At 66.4% G+C, this 18715-nt stretch carries 25 protein-coding genes; 12 read left to right on the top strand and 13 right to left on the bottom strand.

All coding sequences use genetic code 11. From position 1 onward, the window contains the following. Positions 1-5: 5 nt before the first annotated feature. Positions 6-545, bottom strand: coding sequence for a hypothetical protein (locus KQ910_RS13030; protein WP_216960653.1), 540 nt, complete (start codon positions 543-545; stop codon positions 6-8). Positions 546-772: 227 nt separating this feature from the next. Between KQ910_RS13030 and KQ910_RS13035 the strand changes: the two genes are divergently transcribed. Further along, positions 773-1381 carry a hypothetical protein gene (locus tag KQ910_RS13035; RefSeq protein ID WP_216960655.1) on the top strand — a complete coding sequence of 203 codons (609 nt, stop codon included), beginning with the start codon at positions 773-775 and terminating at the stop codon, positions 1379-1381. Between the two features lie 44 nt (positions 1382-1425). On the opposite strand, the gene KQ910_RS13040 is transcribed toward KQ910_RS13035, so the two are convergent. Beyond that, complete coding sequence (locus tag KQ910_RS13040) at positions 1426-1863, bottom strand: universal stress protein (protein ID WP_216960656.1); 438 nt, start codon at positions 1861-1863, stop codon at positions 1426-1428. Positions 1864-2111: 248 nt separating this feature from the next. On the opposite strand from KQ910_RS13040, the gene KQ910_RS13045 reads away from it, so the two are divergent. Further along, positions 2112-2531: a hypothetical protein gene (locus KQ910_RS13045; protein ID WP_216960659.1), complete on the top strand. Its 420-nt coding sequence runs from the start codon at positions 2112-2114 to the stop codon at positions 2529-2531. Positions 2532-2537: 6 nt separating this feature from the next. Here KQ910_RS13045 and KQ910_RS13050 read toward each other — a convergent pair whose 3' ends face one another. Next, on the bottom strand, positions 2538-3032 hold the full coding sequence (locus tag KQ910_RS13050; RefSeq protein WP_216960662.1) for a DUF421 domain-containing protein: 495 nt from the start codon (positions 3030-3032) through the stop codon (positions 2538-2540). A 169-nt stretch (positions 3033-3201) separates the two neighbouring features. Between KQ910_RS13050 and KQ910_RS13055 the strand changes: the two genes are divergently transcribed. Continuing rightward, on the top strand, positions 3202-4521 hold the full coding sequence (locus KQ910_RS13055) for a hypothetical protein (RefSeq protein ID WP_216960665.1): 1320 nt from the start codon (positions 3202-3204) through the stop codon (positions 4519-4521). Between the two features lie 3 nt (positions 4522-4524). After that, the gene (locus KQ910_RS13060; protein WP_216960668.1) at positions 4525-4764 is read left to right on the top strand and encodes a hypothetical protein; all 240 of its coding nucleotides are present in this window, start codon (positions 4525-4527) and stop codon (positions 4762-4764) included. A gap of 10 nt (positions 4765-4774) precedes the next feature. Here the strand turns inward: KQ910_RS13060 and KQ910_RS13065 are convergent, their stop codons facing one another. The 3 genes from KQ910_RS13065 to KQ910_RS13075 all read right to left on the bottom strand — a co-directional run bounded on the left by KQ910_RS13065 (position 4775) and on the right by KQ910_RS13075 (position 6514). Next, positions 4775-5272, bottom strand: a complete 498-nt coding sequence (locus KQ910_RS13065; RefSeq protein ID WP_216960671.1) for an SRPBCC family protein — start codon at positions 5270-5272, stop codon at positions 4775-4777. Positions 5273-5276: 4 nt separating this feature from the next. After that, entirely contained in the window at positions 5277-5615 is a 339-nt protein-coding gene (locus tag KQ910_RS13070; RefSeq protein ID WP_216960673.1) for an ArsR/SmtB family transcription factor, read from the bottom strand. Between the two features lie 89 nt (positions 5616-5704). After that, positions 5705-6514: a M48 family metallopeptidase gene (locus tag KQ910_RS13075; RefSeq protein ID WP_216960676.1), complete on the bottom strand. Its 810-nt coding sequence runs from the start codon at positions 6512-6514 to the stop codon at positions 5705-5707. A gap of 182 nt (positions 6515-6696) precedes the next feature. Between KQ910_RS13075 and KQ910_RS13080 the strand changes: the two genes are divergently transcribed. The 6 genes from KQ910_RS13080 to KQ910_RS13105 all read left to right on the top strand — a co-directional run bounded on the left by KQ910_RS13080 (position 6697) and on the right by KQ910_RS13105 (position 11479). Continuing rightward, positions 6697-6897: a hypothetical protein gene (locus KQ910_RS13080; RefSeq protein ID WP_068197356.1), complete on the top strand. Its 201-nt coding sequence runs from the start codon at positions 6697-6699 to the stop codon at positions 6895-6897. 102 nt (positions 6898-6999) lie between these two features. Next, positions 7000-7365, top strand: coding sequence for a hypothetical protein (locus KQ910_RS13085; RefSeq protein WP_216960678.1), 366 nt, complete (start codon positions 7000-7002; stop codon positions 7363-7365). A 96-nt stretch (positions 7366-7461) separates the two neighbouring features. Then, entirely contained in the window at positions 7462-8664 is a 1203-nt protein-coding gene (locus KQ910_RS13090) for an MFS transporter (protein WP_216960680.1), read from the top strand. 343 nt (positions 8665-9007) lie between these two features. After that, positions 9008-10372 (top strand): calcium-binding protein, encoded by a 1365-nt coding sequence (locus KQ910_RS13095; protein ID WP_216960682.1) that lies wholly within the window; start codon positions 9008-9010, stop codon positions 10370-10372. Positions 10373-10476: 104 nt separating this feature from the next. Beyond that, entirely contained in the window at positions 10477-11157 is a 681-nt protein-coding gene (locus tag KQ910_RS13100; protein ID WP_216960683.1) for a nitroreductase, read from the top strand. 4 nt (positions 11158-11161) lie between these two features. After that, the gene (locus KQ910_RS13105; protein ID WP_216960685.1) at positions 11162-11479 is read left to right on the top strand and encodes a hypothetical protein; all 318 of its coding nucleotides are present in this window, start codon (positions 11162-11164) and stop codon (positions 11477-11479) included. Between the two features lie 47 nt (positions 11480-11526). Here KQ910_RS13105 and KQ910_RS13110 read toward each other — a convergent pair whose 3' ends face one another. Continuing rightward, the gene (locus KQ910_RS13110) at positions 11527-12537 is read right to left on the bottom strand and encodes a hypothetical protein (RefSeq protein WP_216960687.1); all 1011 of its coding nucleotides are present in this window, start codon (positions 12535-12537) and stop codon (positions 11527-11529) included. 204 nt (positions 12538-12741) lie between these two features. On the opposite strand from KQ910_RS13110, the gene KQ910_RS13115 reads away from it, so the two are divergent. Further along, positions 12742-13284, top strand: a complete 543-nt coding sequence (locus KQ910_RS13115; RefSeq protein WP_369408330.1) for a nitroreductase family protein — start codon at positions 12742-12744, stop codon at positions 13282-13284. Positions 13285-13361: 77 nt separating this feature from the next. Continuing rightward, positions 13362-13859 (top strand): DinB family protein, encoded by a 498-nt coding sequence (locus KQ910_RS13120; RefSeq protein WP_216960690.1) that lies wholly within the window; start codon positions 13362-13364, stop codon positions 13857-13859. Between the two features lie 5 nt (positions 13860-13864). Here the strand turns inward: KQ910_RS13120 and KQ910_RS13125 are convergent, their stop codons facing one another. Genes KQ910_RS13125 through KQ910_RS13150 form a run of 6 tightly spaced genes read right to left on the bottom strand, consistent with a single transcriptional unit; the run spans position 13865 to position 18714 of the window. Beyond that, the gene (locus KQ910_RS13125) at positions 13865-14977 is read right to left on the bottom strand and encodes a methanobactin export MATE transporter MbnM (RefSeq protein WP_216960693.1); all 1113 of its coding nucleotides are present in this window, start codon (positions 14975-14977) and stop codon (positions 13865-13867) included. A gap of 3 nt (positions 14978-14980) precedes the next feature. Then, positions 14981-15880 carry an MbnP family copper-binding protein gene (locus KQ910_RS13130; protein ID WP_216960698.1) on the bottom strand — a complete coding sequence of 300 codons (900 nt, stop codon included), beginning with the start codon at positions 15878-15880 and terminating at the stop codon, positions 14981-14983. Further along, positions 15877-16443, bottom strand: coding sequence for a hypothetical protein (locus KQ910_RS13135; protein ID WP_216960701.1), 567 nt, complete (start codon positions 16441-16443; stop codon positions 15877-15879). Before KQ910_RS13135 ends, KQ910_RS13130 begins: the two co-directional genes overlap by 4 nt. 11 nt (positions 16444-16454) lie before the next feature. Continuing rightward, positions 16455-16922, bottom strand: coding sequence for a copper chaperone PCu(A)C (locus KQ910_RS13140; protein ID WP_216960704.1), 468 nt, complete (start codon positions 16920-16922; stop codon positions 16455-16457). 17 nt (positions 16923-16939) lie between these two features. Next, on the bottom strand, positions 16940-18301 hold the full coding sequence (locus KQ910_RS13145; protein WP_216960707.1) for a PepSY-associated TM helix domain-containing protein: 1362 nt from the start codon (positions 18299-18301) through the stop codon (positions 16940-16942). Then, positions 18298-18714, bottom strand: a complete 417-nt coding sequence (locus KQ910_RS13150) for an ExbD/TolR family protein (protein ID WP_216960710.1) — start codon at positions 18712-18714, stop codon at positions 18298-18300. Before KQ910_RS13150 ends, KQ910_RS13145 begins: the two co-directional genes overlap by 4 nt. Position 18715 lies beyond the last annotated feature (1 nt).

Consider the following 18715-nt stretch of genomic DNA (forward strand, 5'->3'; position numbering starts at 1 on the left):
AGGGTCTACATCGCGTTCATGGAGCTGAGGTCGGCGATGGCGCCGGCGATCAGCCGGGTGCCGATGGCCATCAGCAGGATGTCGTTGGCGACGCGAACGTATTGGTAGCCTGCCGGAGCGGGAGCCAGTTGGCCGAGCAGGGTGCCGGGCAGCGGATAGAAAACGATGCTGGTCGGCAACGGCTGGCCGATGGCCCACAGCTTCTTCGCCTGACCTGGAGGCAGGCAGCCATTGTTCTTTTTTGCGAGCCCCGGCGGGCAGTTGCCTGCGGCGTATAGCGGTCGGTAGTAGCCGTATATCGCGCTTCGGTCGCCATCGGTCACGACGACGGCAGGAGCTGCGGCCTGGCTGGGCCCTTTGTCCTGACCCTGCCCGCGGCCCTGACCCGGGCCGTCCCCGCCCGGATTCTTTGGGCCGCCTTTGTCTGCCTTGTCGGCCTTGTCTGCCTTGTCGGCGCCGCGGCCATGACCGGAATTCTGAGCCGCTGCGGGCAGCGCGAGCGAAGCGGCGCACAGAAGGGCCACCGCAAGGTTGATCGTCTTCATGTCACGCGCTCCCAGTAAGCCGACATGTAGGAGCGCGTCCTCGCTATTGCTGTGACGGTCCTATTGGTCGGCAGCGAACCAACGCTGACCTTGGAGGAATGTTCCGGCTGAGAATGGTTTGCATGGGACGTCAAACACGGAAACCTTCCAACGGCGAAGCCGTTTGATTTGCATCACATCCGGTCATTCGGCGCAGGGCTACGGTATGGCCCACGGAAGGAACCATCATGCGTGCCTTGCAACAGATCGTGCGAACAGCCTTGGCGCCATTGGCGTTGACCATGGCGGTTGCCGGACCGGTTCTCGCGGAAGGCGCCGGGTGGACCGCGGAGCGTGATGTCGAGGCGCCTAGTTACGCCTATGTCGAACCGCGCAGGAGCGATCTCAACATCGACACGGTGGTGCTGGCCTGCGAGCCGGCGGATGATCGGCGCGTCCTGCAGCTCCAACTCTATCTTGTGAACGACGGTCCTCTCATCCCGGCCAACGCGACGGAGAACCGCCTGAAGACCGATCCGCGCGCGGAAATCTCGATCGACGGCAAAGTCTTCCCGGTTGAACTGCTGTTCGCAGGCGACCACGTCGTGCTGGCTGACGAAACGGACAAGATGTTTCCGCGCCTGTCCGAGCGGCTCCTGGATGCTCTGGAAGAGGGCCGTCTGATGAGCCTGCGGTTCGATCTCGTCGCCGAGCCAGGCGGTCAGCCGGCCGCCTTTGACGGCGAGGCGGTCGTCGAACTCCGGGATGCGGGCAGTGGCAGCACCGTTGCCGCCGTTCGACGCTGCGGCGCGAAAGCCGATCTGCAGAGCGCCGCGCTGGATGCGCGGCAGCGCTGAGGCCGGGGCGACCCACGCTCCGGGAACCTCAGTCGCGTCGATGTTCAGCGAAAGACGAGGACCGGTATGGTGCTGTGGGTGAGCACCTTCGCTGTCTCACTGCCCAGAATCAATGCGGCCGCGCCGCGGCGGCCATGCGAGGCCATGGCGATCAGATCGCAGCCCTTTTCCGTAGCGGTATCGATGATGGCTTTCCACGGCTGGGCGTGGGTGACTTGGAGGAGTGCGTGCGGGACGCCGAGAGCCTTCGCCTCACGCTCGGCTTCCGCGAGATACCGGTCGCCGGCCTGTTTCGCATGGGCCTCGTACTCCGACTTCGTATCGGAAAGCTGGGTGCTGTCCATCGAGATGATCTGGAACGGCTCCATCACGGTAAGGACCGTAACCTTTGCCCCGGCATCGCGCGCGAAGGCCACCGCGTTTCGAATGGCAGTACTGGAGAGCGTCGAGCCGTCCGTGGGAACAAGAATGTGACGATACATTTCCTGGATCCTCCCTCCTGCAATCCGGAAACAGTAGTGGTTCCCGGGTGCCCGTTCGTTGATCTGGGTCAATCGGCGAATGGCATTGCTTTGCGGCCGGTCGCGAGGCTCGCGCGATGTCGGGCCTCATGCATGTGGGCAGGGTCGAACGTCCGACCAGCGACCGCCTGTGGGGCAGGACAACGCGGTCGCGTGCCGCTAGATGATCAGGGACAAGATGGCTTGGATGCCACTGCCGGGAGAAAACGATGCCCATTCACATGGACATAATGCGGATTGACCGGCTGGTGGTCTTCGTCGCGCGCGGTCACGTCACGGCGGAAGAGATCGCCGAGAGTATCCGGGCGCTCGTGGAAGCCAATGTCCCGGGATTCGCCAAGATCGTCGATGTCGCGGGATCGGCGTCCGATCTCACGCGCGAGCAGGTCGAACGCATCGCGGCGCTGCTGCGCGGCGGTCCCGACGGGTCGCCGCGGGGGCCGGTCGCCTTCGTGGTCAATCCGCAGCGCACGGGATTTGCGGAGGCTTTCGCGGAGGTGACGCAGGGCGAGCGGCCGGTCGAACTCTTCAGCAGCCTGCACGCCGCGCGCCGCTGGCTGAAAGAGGCGGCGGTCGGTGTGCCCTCCGCGCCCGGTTCGCTCCATCAGGGTGTGCGCATCCGTGACTGACGCAGGTCAGTGCTTGATGATGCTGATGCGGCCATCGGCTTCGATGTAGGCAGCCTTTATCTCCCCGCAGTCCTCGCATCCTTTTTCCCGGATTTGCGCCATCAGCTCCTCCTCGGTCACGAACTCCCGACGCATGTTTTGCCGCAGCAGGTGGCCGTCCTCGATCAGCTTCAGCTTGGGCTCGCGGGTCAGGCGTTCGAAGGCGGGGAACCGGTATTGCAGCCACTCGATGGTGTAGCTGCAGGACAGGATCACCAGAATCACGATGGCGCTGTCGACGATGGAGCGAGAGTCGGGCAGGAACCCCTGGCCGGCCACTTCCGACACCAGCACGATCACGAGGACGTCCATCGTGCCGATGCCCCCAACGTTCCGCCGCAGCACCAGCCGCAGCAGCACGAAGACGATGACGTACATCAGCACGCCCCTGACCAGCAGCTCGGCCACGCCAAGTTCGGGCATGAAGATCGACCGCCAGTCGATCGAGGACAGCCAGGGCATCGCGCGCTCCTCCGTTTCAGCCGGCGTTCCAGCGGGCCGCTAAACGCTTTGGACTTGCCGTCGTTGCTCATGCGCTGCGGCGGGCCCGCGCTTTTGTCCGGAAGCGGGCGAGAGCTCACGTGTTCGTCGCGCGCCCGCAGCCTCGCGCAGGATGCAGCGTTGTGGCACCATGCTCGGGAACAGAATAGCGGTGTGTGCCAGCGGCGCGGGAGAAGACGCCCAGGACCTGCGGGCGCTGGCCGCGCGCATCGAGGCGCCGCCGCTCGCCATCGATGATGACGCCGACGAGGCCCAGCTCGAGGCGGCGGCGCTCGAGCTTCGCCGGCACTGCCTCGCGCTGGCCCATCGCCAGGCCGATCCCAGGCTGAAGAGTCCCTGTGCCGGCACCGTGGCGCGGCTGCCCTCGGGCAGCCGCGTGTCGCTGGGCTACGAACGCGATCTCGATGTGTCGGTGCTGGAGCGGCGCGGCGGCGAGGACTATCCCCCACCGCCCGGCTGGCGCTCGGTGCGCGTGCTCTGCCGCAGCGGACAGGCGGCGCTGGCTTGCCTGCTCCACCTCGCCCTGTCGATGGCACGGGACGGCACGCTAAGCACCCGGCACGCGGGACGCTACTTCGAGACCAAGGCGCTGCTCGACCTGTGGCCGCCTGGCGTGCTGCCGCGCGTGCCGGCCGGAGCCCACGACGTCGAGATGCTGATCGGCGAGCCCGCCGCGTGCAGCGGCCGCTTCGAGGTCGCCCGGCCCGAAGCGCTGCCGCGGGTACATCATGCGCTGCTGCTTGACACGACGCTGAGCGGGCCGGCGGTCGATCTCGCGCCGTGGTTCGCGCGTCACGACGGTGCGATCGCGGCCGTGTTTCGCTCGGGCCTGAAGCTCGACCAGGCGGGCCTGGAGCTGGCCAATGTCGGCATCGTCCAGCTCATGGTGCGCGAGGGCTCGGGGCTCGATCTCGAGGCGCTGGCCGAGAAGCTTCGCCACATCCGCGGCCTTACCGCCACGGGGCTGACGCTCGACGAGCTGGGCGCGCTCTCCGCGCCGTGGTTCCTCGACCGCGACTACTTCCACCGCTACACCGCGCGGCTGTTTGCCCACAACGAGGCGCTGGCGCGGGCGATCGGCCGGGAATCGCCCGTATTCGCACCGGACTGCCATCCCTGCCTGCTCTCCGACACCGCGCCGCCGGCAGCCTTCTGCGCCATCCGGTTGCGCGACGGCGACCTGGCCGACCATCACCGCCTGCTCGCGTGCGTCGAACGTGAAGTCGGGCGGCGCGGGATCGTGGCGACCAAGGGTGGCTCCTTCGGTTTTCGCGGCATCCGCTATGAACTGGTCGAGCCGGACCCGAAGGACGGCGTGCCTTTCCTGCGCGTGGCGCTGGGCCTTCGCGGCGGCACCGGCACCGCGGCGATGATCGACCTGCTCGCCGAACTCGCGCGCGGCAACTTTACGGCGGGCCGCGACGTTCATAGGCTCGCATCGACGAGGTGAAGCATGAGCAGTCTGGATGACGCGGTCAGGGTGGCGAGTGCCTTGCGCGAACAGAAGAAATATCCCGAGGCGATCGACCTGCTCCAGAAGGCGCTGGCCGCCGCCGCGCCCGACGACTTCCACCGCCTCGCTGCGAACCGCGAGGGCGTTCGCGCCGCGGAGGAAGCGGGCCTGCCCGCGGTCGCCAAACGCTTCGCCGACGCCATCGCGATCCGCGAAGAAGAGGGCGAGGAGGAGGCGTAGCGGCCTCTTGCTAGCCGCGCGTCTCGACATGACGGGCGAGCTTGTCCAGCGTCTGGCCGCCATAGGCCACGGCGCCGAAGCCGATGGCTGTGGCCCGCCGCTCCTTCGAGGGATGCATCTGGCGGAGCGTGAGCACCGTCTTGCCGTCGCGTTGCTGGTCGAAGGTGACGAGCATTCGGAACCTGTCGGGATCGGCGTCCCGGTCCGAACCGTGCTCGACCTCGATGAACGACGGTGCTTCCAGGCGCAGGAAGACCATGCGGTTGCCGTAGCGCGTGCCGTCGGGTGCCACCATGTCGAAGCGCCAGGCGCCGCCGGGCCGGAGGTCGATGGCGTGAGTCTCGATGGCGAACCCCTCGGGCCCGAACCAGGCCTGGATCTGCCCCGGGTCGGTCCAGGCGGCATAGACCAGTTCGCGCGGCGCATCGATCACGCGCGCGAGCACGATCTCGCGGTCCAGCGGCCAGTCGCGCCACGGAGAGGCGGTCTGCGGCGAGGATTCACTCATGGTCTCAGTTACTCTTCATTTTCATGCGCTGGATATGGGCCTCCAGCCGATCGAGGCGCTTCTCCCAGGCTGTCACATGCCGGTGGATCCACGACTCTGCTGCCAGCAGCGCGTGCGGCTCGATCCGGCAGGTCCGTACCCGCCCGGTTTTCTCGGAACTGACCAGCCCGCTCTGCTCGAGCACGCGCACGTGCTTCAGCAGCGAGGGCAGGGCCATGTCGAACGGCTCGGAGAGTTCGCTTACGGATTGGGGTCCCTCGCACAGCCGGCTGACGATCGCCCGGCGCGTCGGATCGGCGAGTGCGGCAAAGGCGCTGTCGAGATCGGGTAAATACTTAGCCATGTGAGAAAGTATCTACCGAATCGCGACGCCGATCAATAATTGTTTCTCAAATGGCTAACTATTACGTGCCGTCGCGCGACGCTGCCGCGTTAGGCCCGTGCCGGCAGCGCGCCCTTCGAGGCGCGGATCTGGGCGACGGCCTGATCCCAGGCGGCGATGCGCTCGGGGCCGGCGGGATGGGTGTCGAGCAGGCCGGTGTCGCGGCGGCCGGTGGCGCGCGCGAGCGTGACCAGCATGCCGCGTGCCTTGTCGAGGTCGACGTTGGAGCGATAGAGGATCACCGCGGCGAGATAGTCGGCCTCGCGCTCCTGCTCCTTGGAGAAGGAAATGCGGCCGATCGAGCGACCGACGGCGGCGCCGGTATCCGCCGCGGAGCGTGTCACCGTGCCGGCATAGGGGCTGCGGTACGAGGCGGCGGCGCCGACCGCACCCATCAGTACGGCGCCGATCAGCGCACCGGTCGCCTGGTTGCGCTGGTTGTTGGCCACGTGGTTCGCTGCCTGATGGCCGATCTCGTGCGCGAACACCAGGCAGACCTCTTCTTCGTTGGCGGCATACTCGACGACGCCGCGGTTGATAAAGATCAGGCCGTTGGGGCCGGCGCCGGCATTCATCGAGCGGTTCGCCGAGGCCCTGATGTTCCACTGGCACACGCCGACGTTCATCTCGGCGCACAACTGGTCGGCCGGCGGACGGATGCGGGCGAGGGCGGAGCGCATCATGTCGCCGGCTTCCTCGTCGGTCAGCACGCGGCGCGCCGGCGGCCCACCGGCACCCTGCACCTCGCTCTGCGCCAGGCTGAGATTGTTGTCGCTGATCTGCGGCAACTGATGCACGGCCCCCGCACAGCCGCAGAGGGCACAGGCGCCGCCCAGCGCGAAGAAAGTTCGCCGTTTCATTGCTCCCCCGTGCTGCCCCTGGTTGCGGAGTCCCGGCGAACGCTACCCAGAGGTATGTCGGCGAGTCAACGACGGCTCGCGCCGACCTCCTGTTTTGTATCAATCGTAACCGGGCGGCGCCGCGTGCACCCCGGAAACAGCCGTCCGTGATATTCTGTCCACAGCGGTTGCGAGGGTTGCCGGTGACCAGGGACGACAGAAAACTTGCCGAGCTCGAGAAGGGCCTCAATCAGTTGCGCGACGATCTCAACGATCTGTCGAAGGCGCTGAACGTCAATCCACGGAACACCAGCCTCGTCATCCGGCGCGTCAATCTGATGGGCCGCATCGTGGCCACGCAGTCCAGCGTCGAACAACTGCGCGGCACGCTGCGCCACGCCTGATCGCCACGCCTTATCGCCAAGCGATTTCGATTCGACACCTTGCCGCAGCGAAGGGCCCGTCGTCGCACTTCACAGCCGCGTTTCAGCGGTTATAAGGTGCCGATGTCCGATATTGAAACCCTGCGTAAGTCGCTGGCCCATTCCACCGAAGGGCTCTCCTCCGAAGACAAGAAGAAGATGGCCGTTTCCGCCATCACCACGATCCTCGATGCGCTGGGACGCGGCGTCGGCCCGTTCGGCGAATGGGAACAGCGTTGCCTGGCGGCGTCGATCATCGCGCTGCGTGCGAGCAAGTACGACGATTCGCGCGCGCTGGCGCGGCGGGCGATCTGGCCCGAGGAAAACCGCCGCAATTCCGGCGTCGCGCGCCTGCTGCTGCGTCCCGGCATGCTGACGCTGGACGAACTCGCCCGCGAACTGAAGATTGCCCAGGCGATGCCGCCGCGGCGCTTGCAGGCCGCCGCCTAACAAACCCGATCCGACGTCCGGCGCATGCTCCTCCCTCGTCGGGGAGGAGGAGCCGGCATTGGCGCGCCCGCGTCACCTGTATAGACGGGACGCGTCATGTCGATCGGCGATCCAGACCACGCGGAGACGAAGTCCGCCGCAGCGGCTGCCGTGCCGTCCGGCCGGTGGATGCTCGCGCGCTGGGCGATCGCCTCGTCGACGCTCGGCTTCCCGCAGGCAGCAGGCCCCGTCGCCTTCGCACTGGTGGCCGTCGCTCTCACGGGCGACGCGAGCGGCGGCGCGGCGATGATCCTCGCCATGACGCTGGCCCAGGTAGCCGGCGCCATTCCGCTCACGCGACTCGGGCGCGGCTTCGCGATGGCCACGTTCCTGCGGCTGCTGGTCGCCGTCCGCACCGTGGCGCTGGTGGCGATTGCGGTTGGCGCCGCATCGGGAGTCTCGCTGGCGTGGCTGATCGCTCTCGCCGCGGGCGCGGGGCTGGTGAACGGCGCGGCCTACGGCTACCTGCGCGCGGTGCTGAACCGGCTCGCGCCGGCCTCGGGCCTGTCACGCGCGCTGGGAATCGCCGCGACGCTGAACGAGCTCACCTTCGTGGCCGCGCCCGTGGTCGCCTCGGGCCTCGGCTCGATCTCGCCGGTGTTCGGCATCGTGGCAATGGCGGCCCTCGGCGCGCTACCGGCGCTGCTGGTGCCGAACCTCGGCCCGGCAGCCGCGGCATCGGGCGAGGGGGCGGACGAGGCGTCGCATCGCGCGGCGGGATCGATCCTGCGGCCCGCGATCCTGCTCTGGCTGCTGTGCGCAGCGGCTGGCGGCGCGACCGTGGCCGCCATCGAGATCGGCGCCGTCGCCCTCGCCTTGAACTTCGGTTACCAGCCCGCGCTCGCGATCCTGTTTACCGTGCTACTGTGCATCGCCTCGGTGGCCGGCGGCCTGTGGGTCAGCGTGCGCAATCGCCGCGCGCCGCGTGGCGTCGTGGTAGCGCAACTCGTCGTCATGAGCTCGGGCGCGGCCCTTGCGGCCTCCTGCCACTCCGTCGCCACCACGCTCGCGGGCGCGATTCTGATCGGCCTCGTGCTGGCGCCGCTCGCGACCCACTATTCGCTGATCCTCGATTCGCTCGCACCGCCGCACCGGCGTCCCGAGGTCTTCGCCCTCCTGCGCACCGCCAATGCGAGTGGAGTCATCCTCGCCAGCGCAATGCTGACGGCGGCGTCATTGTCCACCGCACTGCTCGTCATCGCGGGCGTGATGGCCGTCGCGACCCTTGCCGTGGGTATCGCATCGGCGAGACGCCGCTGACCGGTCGCCCGGGCCTGTCGTCCAGCCTTCTTTCCTTGTTGGGCAGGGCCGTCGTTGCTAGGTTCGATACAACCATCAGGCGCTCTGCGGTGATAAATTGCGATCCCCGGTCATGCGGCCGCTAACGCAAGGGAAGGAAGCACGTCGTCATGAGTACGTTGTTCCGGCTTCCGGACGATACGACCCTGACTCTCGAGCTCTACTACCTGCTCGTGACCTCCGGCTACGAAGACGAAGACGGAAACTGGATTCCATTCGCTTGGGGCCGTTCGGCACAACCATCGAGCTCGATCCGGGCAACCACACGCAAACGATAAACTACCCCGGCCAAGACGAATCCGATGTGTGGTTCGAGGAATACGACATCCCGATCGCCGGGGATGGCATCTATCGGCTGGGCATCGCCTACAGCGGCGCGGCGTTCGCGGAAGAAGGCGATGCGAGCGAGTTCAATATCGTCCTTGCCCGGAACGCGGCCTCCGGCGGCGTCTTTACGGCCCTCGACATGGGCAACGTCTTCTGGGGTTCGGCCTTCGCCGACAGCTTCACCGGACTGGGCTGGCGAGACCAGCTTGCGGGCCTCGATGGCAATGACTTGCTCACGGGCGGTGCGGGAGACGATTCCCTGGACGGCGGCAGTGGCGACGACCGGTTGACGGGAGGCGCCGGGATCGACGTGCTGTTCGGCGGAACGGGCGTCGACAGGATGGCCGGTGGCGCGGGTAACGACACCTATTATGTCGATGATGCCGCGGATCGCACCGTCGAGTTCGCCGGCGAAGGCATCGATCGCGTCTATTCGTCCATCGACATGACGATGAGGGCCGACATCGAGGAATTGAGGCTCACCGGGACTGCGGATCTCTTCGGCACGGGCAACCCACTCGACAACGACATGATGGGCAATGCCGGCGACAACCTGCTCTCCGGCCGCGGCGGCGACGACCGTATCGAGGGCGGCGACGGCGACGATACGCTCGATGGCGGGCAGGGCAACGACGAGCTTTACGGCGGCAACGGCAACGACAGCTTCCGCCTGTCCGCGGGCAACGACGAATATTACGGTGGTGGTGGAATCGACACGATCAATTTCTCCGCAACGTCGGGCGCCACGGTCTTTATGGGCGTTCTCGGCGCGGTGAATGGCGGCGCCGCGGCCGGCACCTACATGTCCGGTATCGAGACCTATATCGGCTCGAAGACCGGCGCCGACTGGGTTCAGGGTGGCGGTTTCGACGACAACACATTCACGGGTTATGGCGGCGACGACACACTGATCGGCCGCGGAGGCGAGGACGTCCTGAAGGGCGGCGACGGCAACGACCGCCTGTCCGGGGGTGCGGAGGCCGACATCCTGCGCGGCGATGCCGGACAGGACACGTTCGTGTTCGACGTGGCGCTCTCGCACGCCGATCCGGCCTTTGCGGCCGGCCGTGACCGCATGGTCGATTTCGAGACCGGGGTCGACAGGATCGAGATCGACGCTTCGGTGTTCGGAGGCGGTCTGGCCGCCGGCGGTGCCGTCGACCTCGTGACAAACGGCACCCCGAGTTCGGCCGGCCACCCGGGCGGCACGTTCCTCTACGACACCGATAGCGGGATGCTGAGTTTCGATGCAGACGGCGGCGGCGCCGGCGCGGCCATCACCTTCGCCTGGCTCCAGTTCGCGCCGACGCTCGTGGCGGGCGACTTCGTCCTCGTTGCCTGACGGGCGCGCACGCCCGCTCTACGGAAGGGAGCGCGACGGGTTCGTGGTCCTCGCGCCGTTGCGGCTGCTACTCTCGTCCCCACGACAATGGGTGTGGGGACGGAATGGACTTCAAGGAACTGGTGCACAGCCGGCGCAGCACGCGCGGCTTCGCGGACAAGGCGATCCCGAAGGCGGTGATCCAGGAGATCATCGAGGACGCCAAGCGTGCGCCGTCGTCGATGAACAGCCAGCCGTGGCACGTCCATGTGCTGACCGGCGCGCCGCTCGACGAGGTGCGCCGGCGCAACATGGAGGAGATGGTTGCGGGCAAGCCGTCGAAGCGGGACATCTTCACCCACGGCCCCTACGAGGGCGCCCATCGCGAGCGCCAGGTCGGCGTCGCCAAGCAGCTGTTCGCCGCCATGGGTATCGCGCGCGACGACAAGGCGATGCGTCAGGACTGGGTGCTGCGCGGCTTCCGCCAGTTCGACGCGCCGGTCTCGCTTGTGCTGACCTACGACCGCGTGCTCGATCCCGGCGCCACCTGCCACTTCGACCTGGGGGCGCTGTGCTACGGCATCGTGCTGGCCGCGTGGAACCGCGGCATCGGCGCGGTGGTGAACGGCCAGGGTATCGCCCGCTCCGACATCGTGCGCGAAGTCGCCAGCATCCCCGAGGACGAGGCGATCATGACCTGCGTGGCACTCGGGTATCCCGACGAGTCCTTCGCGGCCAACGCCGTGCGCTCCGAGCGCGTCCCGGCCGAGGCGTTCGTGCGCTACGTCGGGTTCGGGGAAGACTGATTTAATGGATGAATTTTTCGCCAGCGCGTGGTGGGGCGGCTCGGCCTGCGGCCTGAAAATTTCAGCAGCGGATCGAAATCGGTTTCTCAAGCGAGAGTGGGGTTCGGTCGATCTCTTGATACCGGATGAGCCGCATCCGACGCCGGTGAACATCGACAAGCCGTCGATGTGGGAAGGTACCTGCCGCGAATTGATTCATATCAAAATAAAATCTTGGTTCGTTCGATCCGGGAAGTTCCCTTGGCCCATGGGGAAGCCGCCACGTGTGCGATTACTACATAGTGGCCCCCGGTCGTTTACGTTGTCTTTCCTTGAAGATTGACAGCGTGCGTAAGGTCGCGTCGCCTTACTGCGATGCTGAATCGCCAACTAGCCAGCAGCGATTGCAACCTCGTTTCCAGCAATATTGAATCGAATGACTGAGATATTAGACCGCTGGAAAGCGGCCGCGATGTCAGCAGGAATAGTTTCGCCAGCTGGCAGGACAATATGACGTTTGCACGTGCCGTCTGCGTATCTATCGTACACCATTAGCTGCCCGAGGGCGGAATAGAGTTCGGAACGCTCGCAAGTTGGCTTAACCTCATAGAGTTCGATCAATCTCCGCTCCTTGAGAACGCCAAGATCGATGTACCGATTCTTGACCGTGCGGTCGCCAGGGCGCAGCGATGGGCGGCGCCACTCGTGGAGTGCAGCGACAATGTCTCCATGCCTTGAGACATACTCGAGAGCGTCAATTCGAGCTCGCTTTGAGCGTCCGGAGAACTCAGCGTAGTAATCCTTGTAGCTTTGCTCAATCTGCTGGAATTCGGTGCTTGCCGTGGCGCCGTTTCTGACTGCCGCTTTGAAGTCAATGACCTGTTGTACGAAGCGTGCAACATTTGCGCCTACCTTAGGCGAATCAATTCTCGTCACGACTAATCCGAGACGGGGGCCATTCTTGGAGGTGGCGACTTCAAGTGGCCGAGCGCCAGTTTTCGCCAGGAAAGCGCTGCGACCGATTCCAGGTTGACCGCCGCCGACGCCGCCGTCGTGCATAAGGAGGGTTGCTCCGCTCAATGCGTCTCTCGCGAAGAATGCTGACACCCGCCTTGAATTTGTATCTGTGGGCACATTTGTTTCTACTGTGATGCCGAGGCTGCCACTCTCACGATACTCTCCAAATGGTGTCCAATATCTCTGGACTATACTTTCATTGCTAGGAGATGGATGTCGCGAGCCAAACCAGAATCGGCCATTGTGATTGATGCGAAGATCGACGCCGCTCGGTCTCCAGCTGATTCTGCGTATCTCACGGTCCGACCAAGACGAGCGCAGCGACTGCTCAAACATTCGCTGCGCTTCGTCTTTCCCGCCTCGAGATTCAATCTGGATCAACATTCTTAGTCTTCCCTTTTCTCGCGTTTTTTGCCGCTCATTGAAGAGATTCACATCAGGGTAGTGATACAGGTCCCTTTCCCAAGGCTTCACGCGTTGCGGCGTTCGGTCGGAAGCTACTGTTGGTATTGAGGCAGCGTTCAAGGCCCTTCCGGTCGCGTGGCTAAGTGGGCGCTACTTATTATAGTACAACTATAAGGAGATGAAGTGGTCTCGCGTTTGCTGACCGGCGCGCCGTTCGACGAGGTGCGCCGGCGCAACATGGAGGAGATGGTTGCGGGCAAGCCGTCGAAGCGGGACATCTTCACCCACGGCCCCTACGAGGGCGCCCATCGCGAGCGCCAGGTCGGCGTCGCCAAGCAGCTGTTCGCCGCCATGGGTATCGCGCGCGACGACAAGGCGATGCGTCAGGACTGGGTGCTGCGCGGCTTCCGCCAGTTCGACGCGCCGGTCTCGCTTGTGCTGACCTACGACCGCGTGCTCGATCCCGGCGCCACCTGCCACTTCGACCTGGGGGCGCTGTGCTATGGCATCGTGCTGGCCGCGTGGAACCGCGGCATCGGCGCGGTGGTGAACGGCCAGGGCATCGCCCGTTCCGATATCGTGCGCGAAGTCGCCAGCATCCCCGAGGACGAGGCGATCATGACCTGCGTGGCACTCGGCTATCCCGACGATTCGTTTCCCGCGAACGCCGTGAAGTCGGAGCGCACGCCGACCGAGCAGTTCGTGCGCTACGTCGGCTTCGACTGAGGCGGTCGGGCGCTGGCCGGGCACCCAATCGGCCCGGTCATTGCAATGAGGGAGCGGCAGGAGAAGGGGACCCGGGCATGCTCACGACGGATACGGCTGTAATGCTCGCCCGCTATGGCGACTGGGCGGACGGGATCCTCTTCGAAGCCATGCGAGACCTTCCTGGCGACGCCGTCTATCGGTCGCGCCAGACCCTGTTCGGGTCGATGATCGGCACGCTCAACCATAACTACCAGGTCGACCTGATCTGGCGTGCCCATCTGCTGGGCGAGAAGCACGGCTTCTCGACGCGGCGCGACCTGCTGCACCCTGACCTCGACTCGCTGGTCGAGGAGCAGACCGCCATCAACGGGTGGTACATCGATTGGGCGAAAACGCAGACACCTGAAAGCCTCCGCGAGCGAATCAGGTTCAACTTCGTGTCGGGCAAGGGCGGGGAGATGACTCGCGGCGGGATGTTCCTGCACGTCGTCAACCACAAGACCTACCATCGCGGATGGGTCGCCGAGATGTTCTTCGATTCAAGCGTAAACCCGCCGGAGACCGATCTCTGCGTCTTTCTCTGTGAAGGCTGAGGACTTCACCGTGGCACCGCGTCCTGCCACGGATCGGCGAAGCGCGGATCCTCGACGAAACGGCGATCGGTGAGCGCGCGCAGGAAAGCAATCAGGTCCTGGGTCTCCTCTGCCGACAGCATGAAGCCCGGCAGGAATTCGCTGGTGAGCGGACTGCGGCGCCGGCCGCCGGCGGCGTAGTGGGCGATCGCCTCCTCGAGCGTGGCGATGCTGCCGTCGTGCATGTAGGGCGCGGTCAGCTCGACATTGCGCAGGCTGGGCGTGCGGAAGCGGCCCATGTCCTCGGGCCGGCCGGTATGTTCGACGAGACCCGTATTGTCCGGCGGGTAGGCGCCCTTTCCGTCGCGGTCGTGGAGACCGGTATTGTGGAAGGCATATTCGGCGAACGGCTTGCGGCTGTGGACGAGGTTGTCGGTGAGATGGACGCCGCCGTGGCAGTGGAAGCACTCCAGCCGCTCGCTGAAGAACAGTGCCTCGCCGCGTTTGGCGGCCGGTGAGATCGCGTCGGCCTGCCCGCCGTAGCGATAGCGGTCGTAGGGCGAATCGGCGGAGACGAGCGTGCGCTGGAAAGCGGCGAGCGCGCGGGTGATGCTGGCGAGATCGATCCTGCCGCCGGTTTCGGGGAAGGCGGCGCGGAAGCGGGGCGGATAGGCCGGATCGGACGCGAGCCGGGCGAACAATTCGTCTTCGCGGCCGACCATTCCCATCTCGACCGGCGATTCGCCGAATATCGGAATCAGGGCCTGGTGTTCGAGGCGCGTCAGCAGGGGGTTCGCCCAGGTCAGGACGGGCAGGTAGGCGACGTTGGCGAGCGACATCGAATTGCGCGGATGCGACTCGCCCGTGACGCCGCTCGGCGTCCGTCGCCCGTCCGAGAAGGCGCGCGCCTGCTCGTGACAGCTTGCGCAGGACATCGATCCGTCGGCCGACAGGCGCTTGTCGTAGAAGAGGCGCCGGCCGAGGTCGACCTTGGCTTCCGACATCGGATTGTCGGCCGGCACGACGGGCGGCGGCAGCCAGGCCGGCAGCCGCCAGGTCCAGGCAGCGTCCGGAGCGGCCAGTGCCGCCGTCGCAGCACCGAGGGCGGCCGCGAGGATCAGTGCAGCCGCCCGACGCATTGCTTACTTCTTCACGCGGAAGAACTTCTGCTGCGCCGGCTGGCCCGCGAAGACCAGGCCGAAATTGCGCAGCAGCGGATTGCAGTCCCCGTCGGTCGGCGTCGACATGCAGCCGGCCGGGCTCTCGGCCTGGTTGGTGTCGACGTCGACGCCTTCGAGCACCGACTTCAGGTCGGCCAGCACCACATCCTTTTCGGGATCGAACGAGCTGAACTCGATCGTCGGCCGGTTCGGGTTGCCGCAGTTGGCCGGCGCCTTGTTCGTTCCCTCGGCGGCGCACATCGTGCTGCCGAGATGGATGGCGAAGCCCAGGCGGTTGCTGGCGGCCCGGTCGCCGAAGCGCGGCATGTCGCCCGGCTTGATGTCCTGCGGACGGCCTTTGGTCGACAGGTCGACGCGCAGGAACTTGTAGCCGGCCTGCCAGTTCCAGAAGAGCGAGGTGAGGTTGAGCGGCGAGGGCGCGATCGTGGCGTCCGCGTGATTGAGCTCGAACGGCACGCCCAGGGTGAAGCGCAGGCCGCGATAGGTCCCCGCCGGCACGGTGCCGGCGACGATGTCGCGCGTCTCCTGCGTGCCCGTGAGGCAGGGGCCCGTCCGGTTCTCGAAGTCGAGCAGCGCCACGTCGCGATGCTGCCAGCGTTCGTCCTGGTCGAGCTTCACCGGCACGGCCTTGCCGGCCGCGTCGATCAGCTCGACGCCCGAGACGTAGAAGCGGAAGTCAGACGGCGTGACCTTCGAGGCGGTCGTTCCGATCCCCTCATAGCTGTTGCCGCAGGTGAAAGGCTGGTCGCCGATCACGGCGGCAAAGCGGATCGACACCTTACGATCCTGCTGCGCCACGGCCGTCTGCGTAAGAAGCGCCATTGCGACGAATGTCGCGAGCGCGATGCCGGACTTGTTCATTCGTGTTCTCCCTTTGTTGAATTCTCTGCGTTCTGCGTCTCGCTGAAGTCGACCATCAGAACGAGGATCATCGCGCCCAGACCCAGCAGCGTGATCGGCGTCGCGAACTCGACATTGGCGAGGTTGGCGGCGATCACGCCCAGCGCGGCGAGGTTGGCGAGGCCCAGCGGCGTGAACAGCCGGGTGCCGATCGCCGAGGCGGCGCGGCCGAACAGATCGGCCGCAACCATCAGGGCAAAGCGCAGCATCAGCCCTGGAAACCGCAGCGCCCGCGCCAGCGGCGAGAGGAGCGCGCCGAGCCCGTCGAAGAAGCGTTGCGCCATGGCGATGGCCGAACCCGAGAGCTGGGTCCAGACGAAGCGGAGCATGCCGTTGGGGCGTGCCAGCCATCCGGCCATCGCTCGCATTGCGAGCGGCAGTACCGCCAGCACGATGCCGATAACCACGCCGCCCTTGATGCCGCGCGTGCCGTCGGCCAGTCCGCCGATCGCAGCGCAAAGCGCGACGTTCGCGGCGGCGGCGATGCCGAAGGCACCGCCGGACCGGTCGAGGAAGCTTCTCATGGGTTCCATCCTCAATGTTTGGACGAGGCGGCGCCGAGGGCCTCGATCTTGAGTTCGACGTCGATGCTGCCGGCCTTCTCGAAGACCAGCGTGACGGGCGCCTTGCCGCCCTGCGCGAGCGGGGCCTTCAGCTCCATGAACATGATGTGGTAGCCGCCGGGCTTCAGCGTCACCGTCGCGCCGGGCGGGATCTCGATGCCGCCATCGACCTCGCGCATGCGCATGACGCTGCCGTCCATCTTCATCTCGTGGACCTCGACCTTCAGCGAGACCGGGCTGCGGGCGGCGATCAGCCGGTCGGGCGTGGTGCCCTTGTTGGTGATGGTGAGGAAGCCGCCGCCCGTTTTGGCGGTCGGCGCGGTGGCGCGCGTCCACGGATGTTCGATCTCCAGCGCGCCGATCTTGTAGTCGTGCGCGGCGGCCGGGAGACCGAACAGGAGGGCCGGCAGGGCGGCGAGGAAGAGTCTGCGTTGGGTCATGTCGATGGTCCTTTCTTTCACGGGGTAATGGGACGACGGTGGGAGAACAGCTTCTCGAGGCCGATCAGCAGCAGGACGGAGGCGCCGAAGATCGGCATGAGCACGCACATGGCGGTCGCGGCGACGATCATGCCGCGCGGCCAGCGCAGCTCGACCTTGCGCGGGACGCCGAGGCTGCGGGCAGGACGGCGCAGCCACCAGGAGGCGATGCCGCTGACGGTGAGCCACACCAGCGACAGTGCGAAGGCGGTGTTGAGCCAGAGGTTCCAGGCACCGAAGTCGCCCTGGTGGACGTGGATGCCGAAGCCGACCATGCGCGGGATCAGCGGCTGGTCCGAGCGCAGCGTGTCGCGCGTCACCTGGCCGGTCTTCGGATCGGCCAGCAGGACGCGATCGGCGGACGGCGGGCCGTCGCGGTTGGAGAGATAGAGCGGTGCGCCGGGCCACGGCGCGAGACGCACGCTCAGGCTCTGGGTGAAGCCGCGGCGGCGTGCCTCGGCCGCGATCTCGTCGACCGGTCCGCTGATTGAGGCCATCTGCGCCGCCGGTGCACCGCCCGGCGAGAAGCCCGCGGTGCTCTTCTGGCCGGTCGCCGCCTGCACGCGCGAGAGAACCTCGCCGCCCCAGAACGAGGTCCAGGGCAGGGCGCTCACGAGGAAGAACAGGAAGATCGCCGAGAACAGCACGGCGACCGTGGCGTGCAGGTCGCGCATCATGAGGCGCGGACCGCGGTCGAAGCGCGGCCACAGCGAGGCGAGGAAGCCGCGATGGCGCGGCCACCAGAGGTAAAGACCGGACACGATCATGAAGATCGCCCAGCCGTCCGCCAGTTCGAGCAGCCAGCTTCCCGGCTTGCCCAGCGGCCAGCCGCCATGCAGCGCCCGCGACAGGCCGGGCAGCCATTCGACGCTGGACAGCGAGCCCAGCACCTTCGCATCGCGCGGATCGACGAAGATCGGATAGGGGAGTCCCTGCTCGTCGAGCAGGATCACCGTCGTGCTGCGGCCGGGATCGTTCGGCAGGATGATCTCCTGCACCGGCGGGCCGCGATCGGGCGCGGCATGCTGCGCGTGGCCGCCGCCGCCATGGCCGTGGCCGCCGGAATGCCGGGCAGTATAGGTCTTCGGCGCGGCCGCCAGCGCCGCCGCCAGCTGGGCGCTGGGCGGAGTCGCTTCGGGGGCGGGCGTCACGAAACGCAGCTCGGGATGGCGGTTGTCGATCCACCATTCGGCCCAGAGGTAGAGCGTGCCGGTCGTGCTCTGCCATAGCACGAAGGGGATCACGAGCAGTGCGGCCAGGAAGTGCCAGCGCCACAGCGTGGCATAGAGGCGAAGCCGCGACGGCGGCGCGTCGGCGTCGGTGTTGTGCATCGTGGTCATCGGACGGGCTCGCTGACGAAAGCGATCCTGGAGAGACCGCCCTTGGAGGCGTCGGCCAGTGTCTCCATCACGTAGCGGTAGGGCACGGTCGCGTCGGCGCGAAGATAGACCTCCGGCTGTGGCCGCTTGCGGCCGGCCTCGGCGAACTTCTCCAGCGCATCGTCGCGGGTCAGCCGCTCGCCGCCCCAGTACAGGGCGCCCTGCGCGTCGATCGCGAACTCGATCTTCTCCGGTTTCTGCAGGTCGGCGTTGGCGGTCGCCTTGGGCAGGTCGAGCTTGACCACGTTGGTGAGCAGCGGCGCGGTCACGATGAAGATGACCAGCAGCACCAGCACCACGTCGATCAGCGGCACCATGTTGATCTCGGCCATCGGCTGGGACGAGGTCTTGCGTTCGAAACTTCCGAAAGCCATG

It is taken from the genome of Reyranella humidisoli (genome assembly GCF_019039055.1).
Lineage (GTDB): Bacteria > Pseudomonadota > Alphaproteobacteria > Reyranellales > Reyranellaceae > Reyranella > Reyranella humidisoli.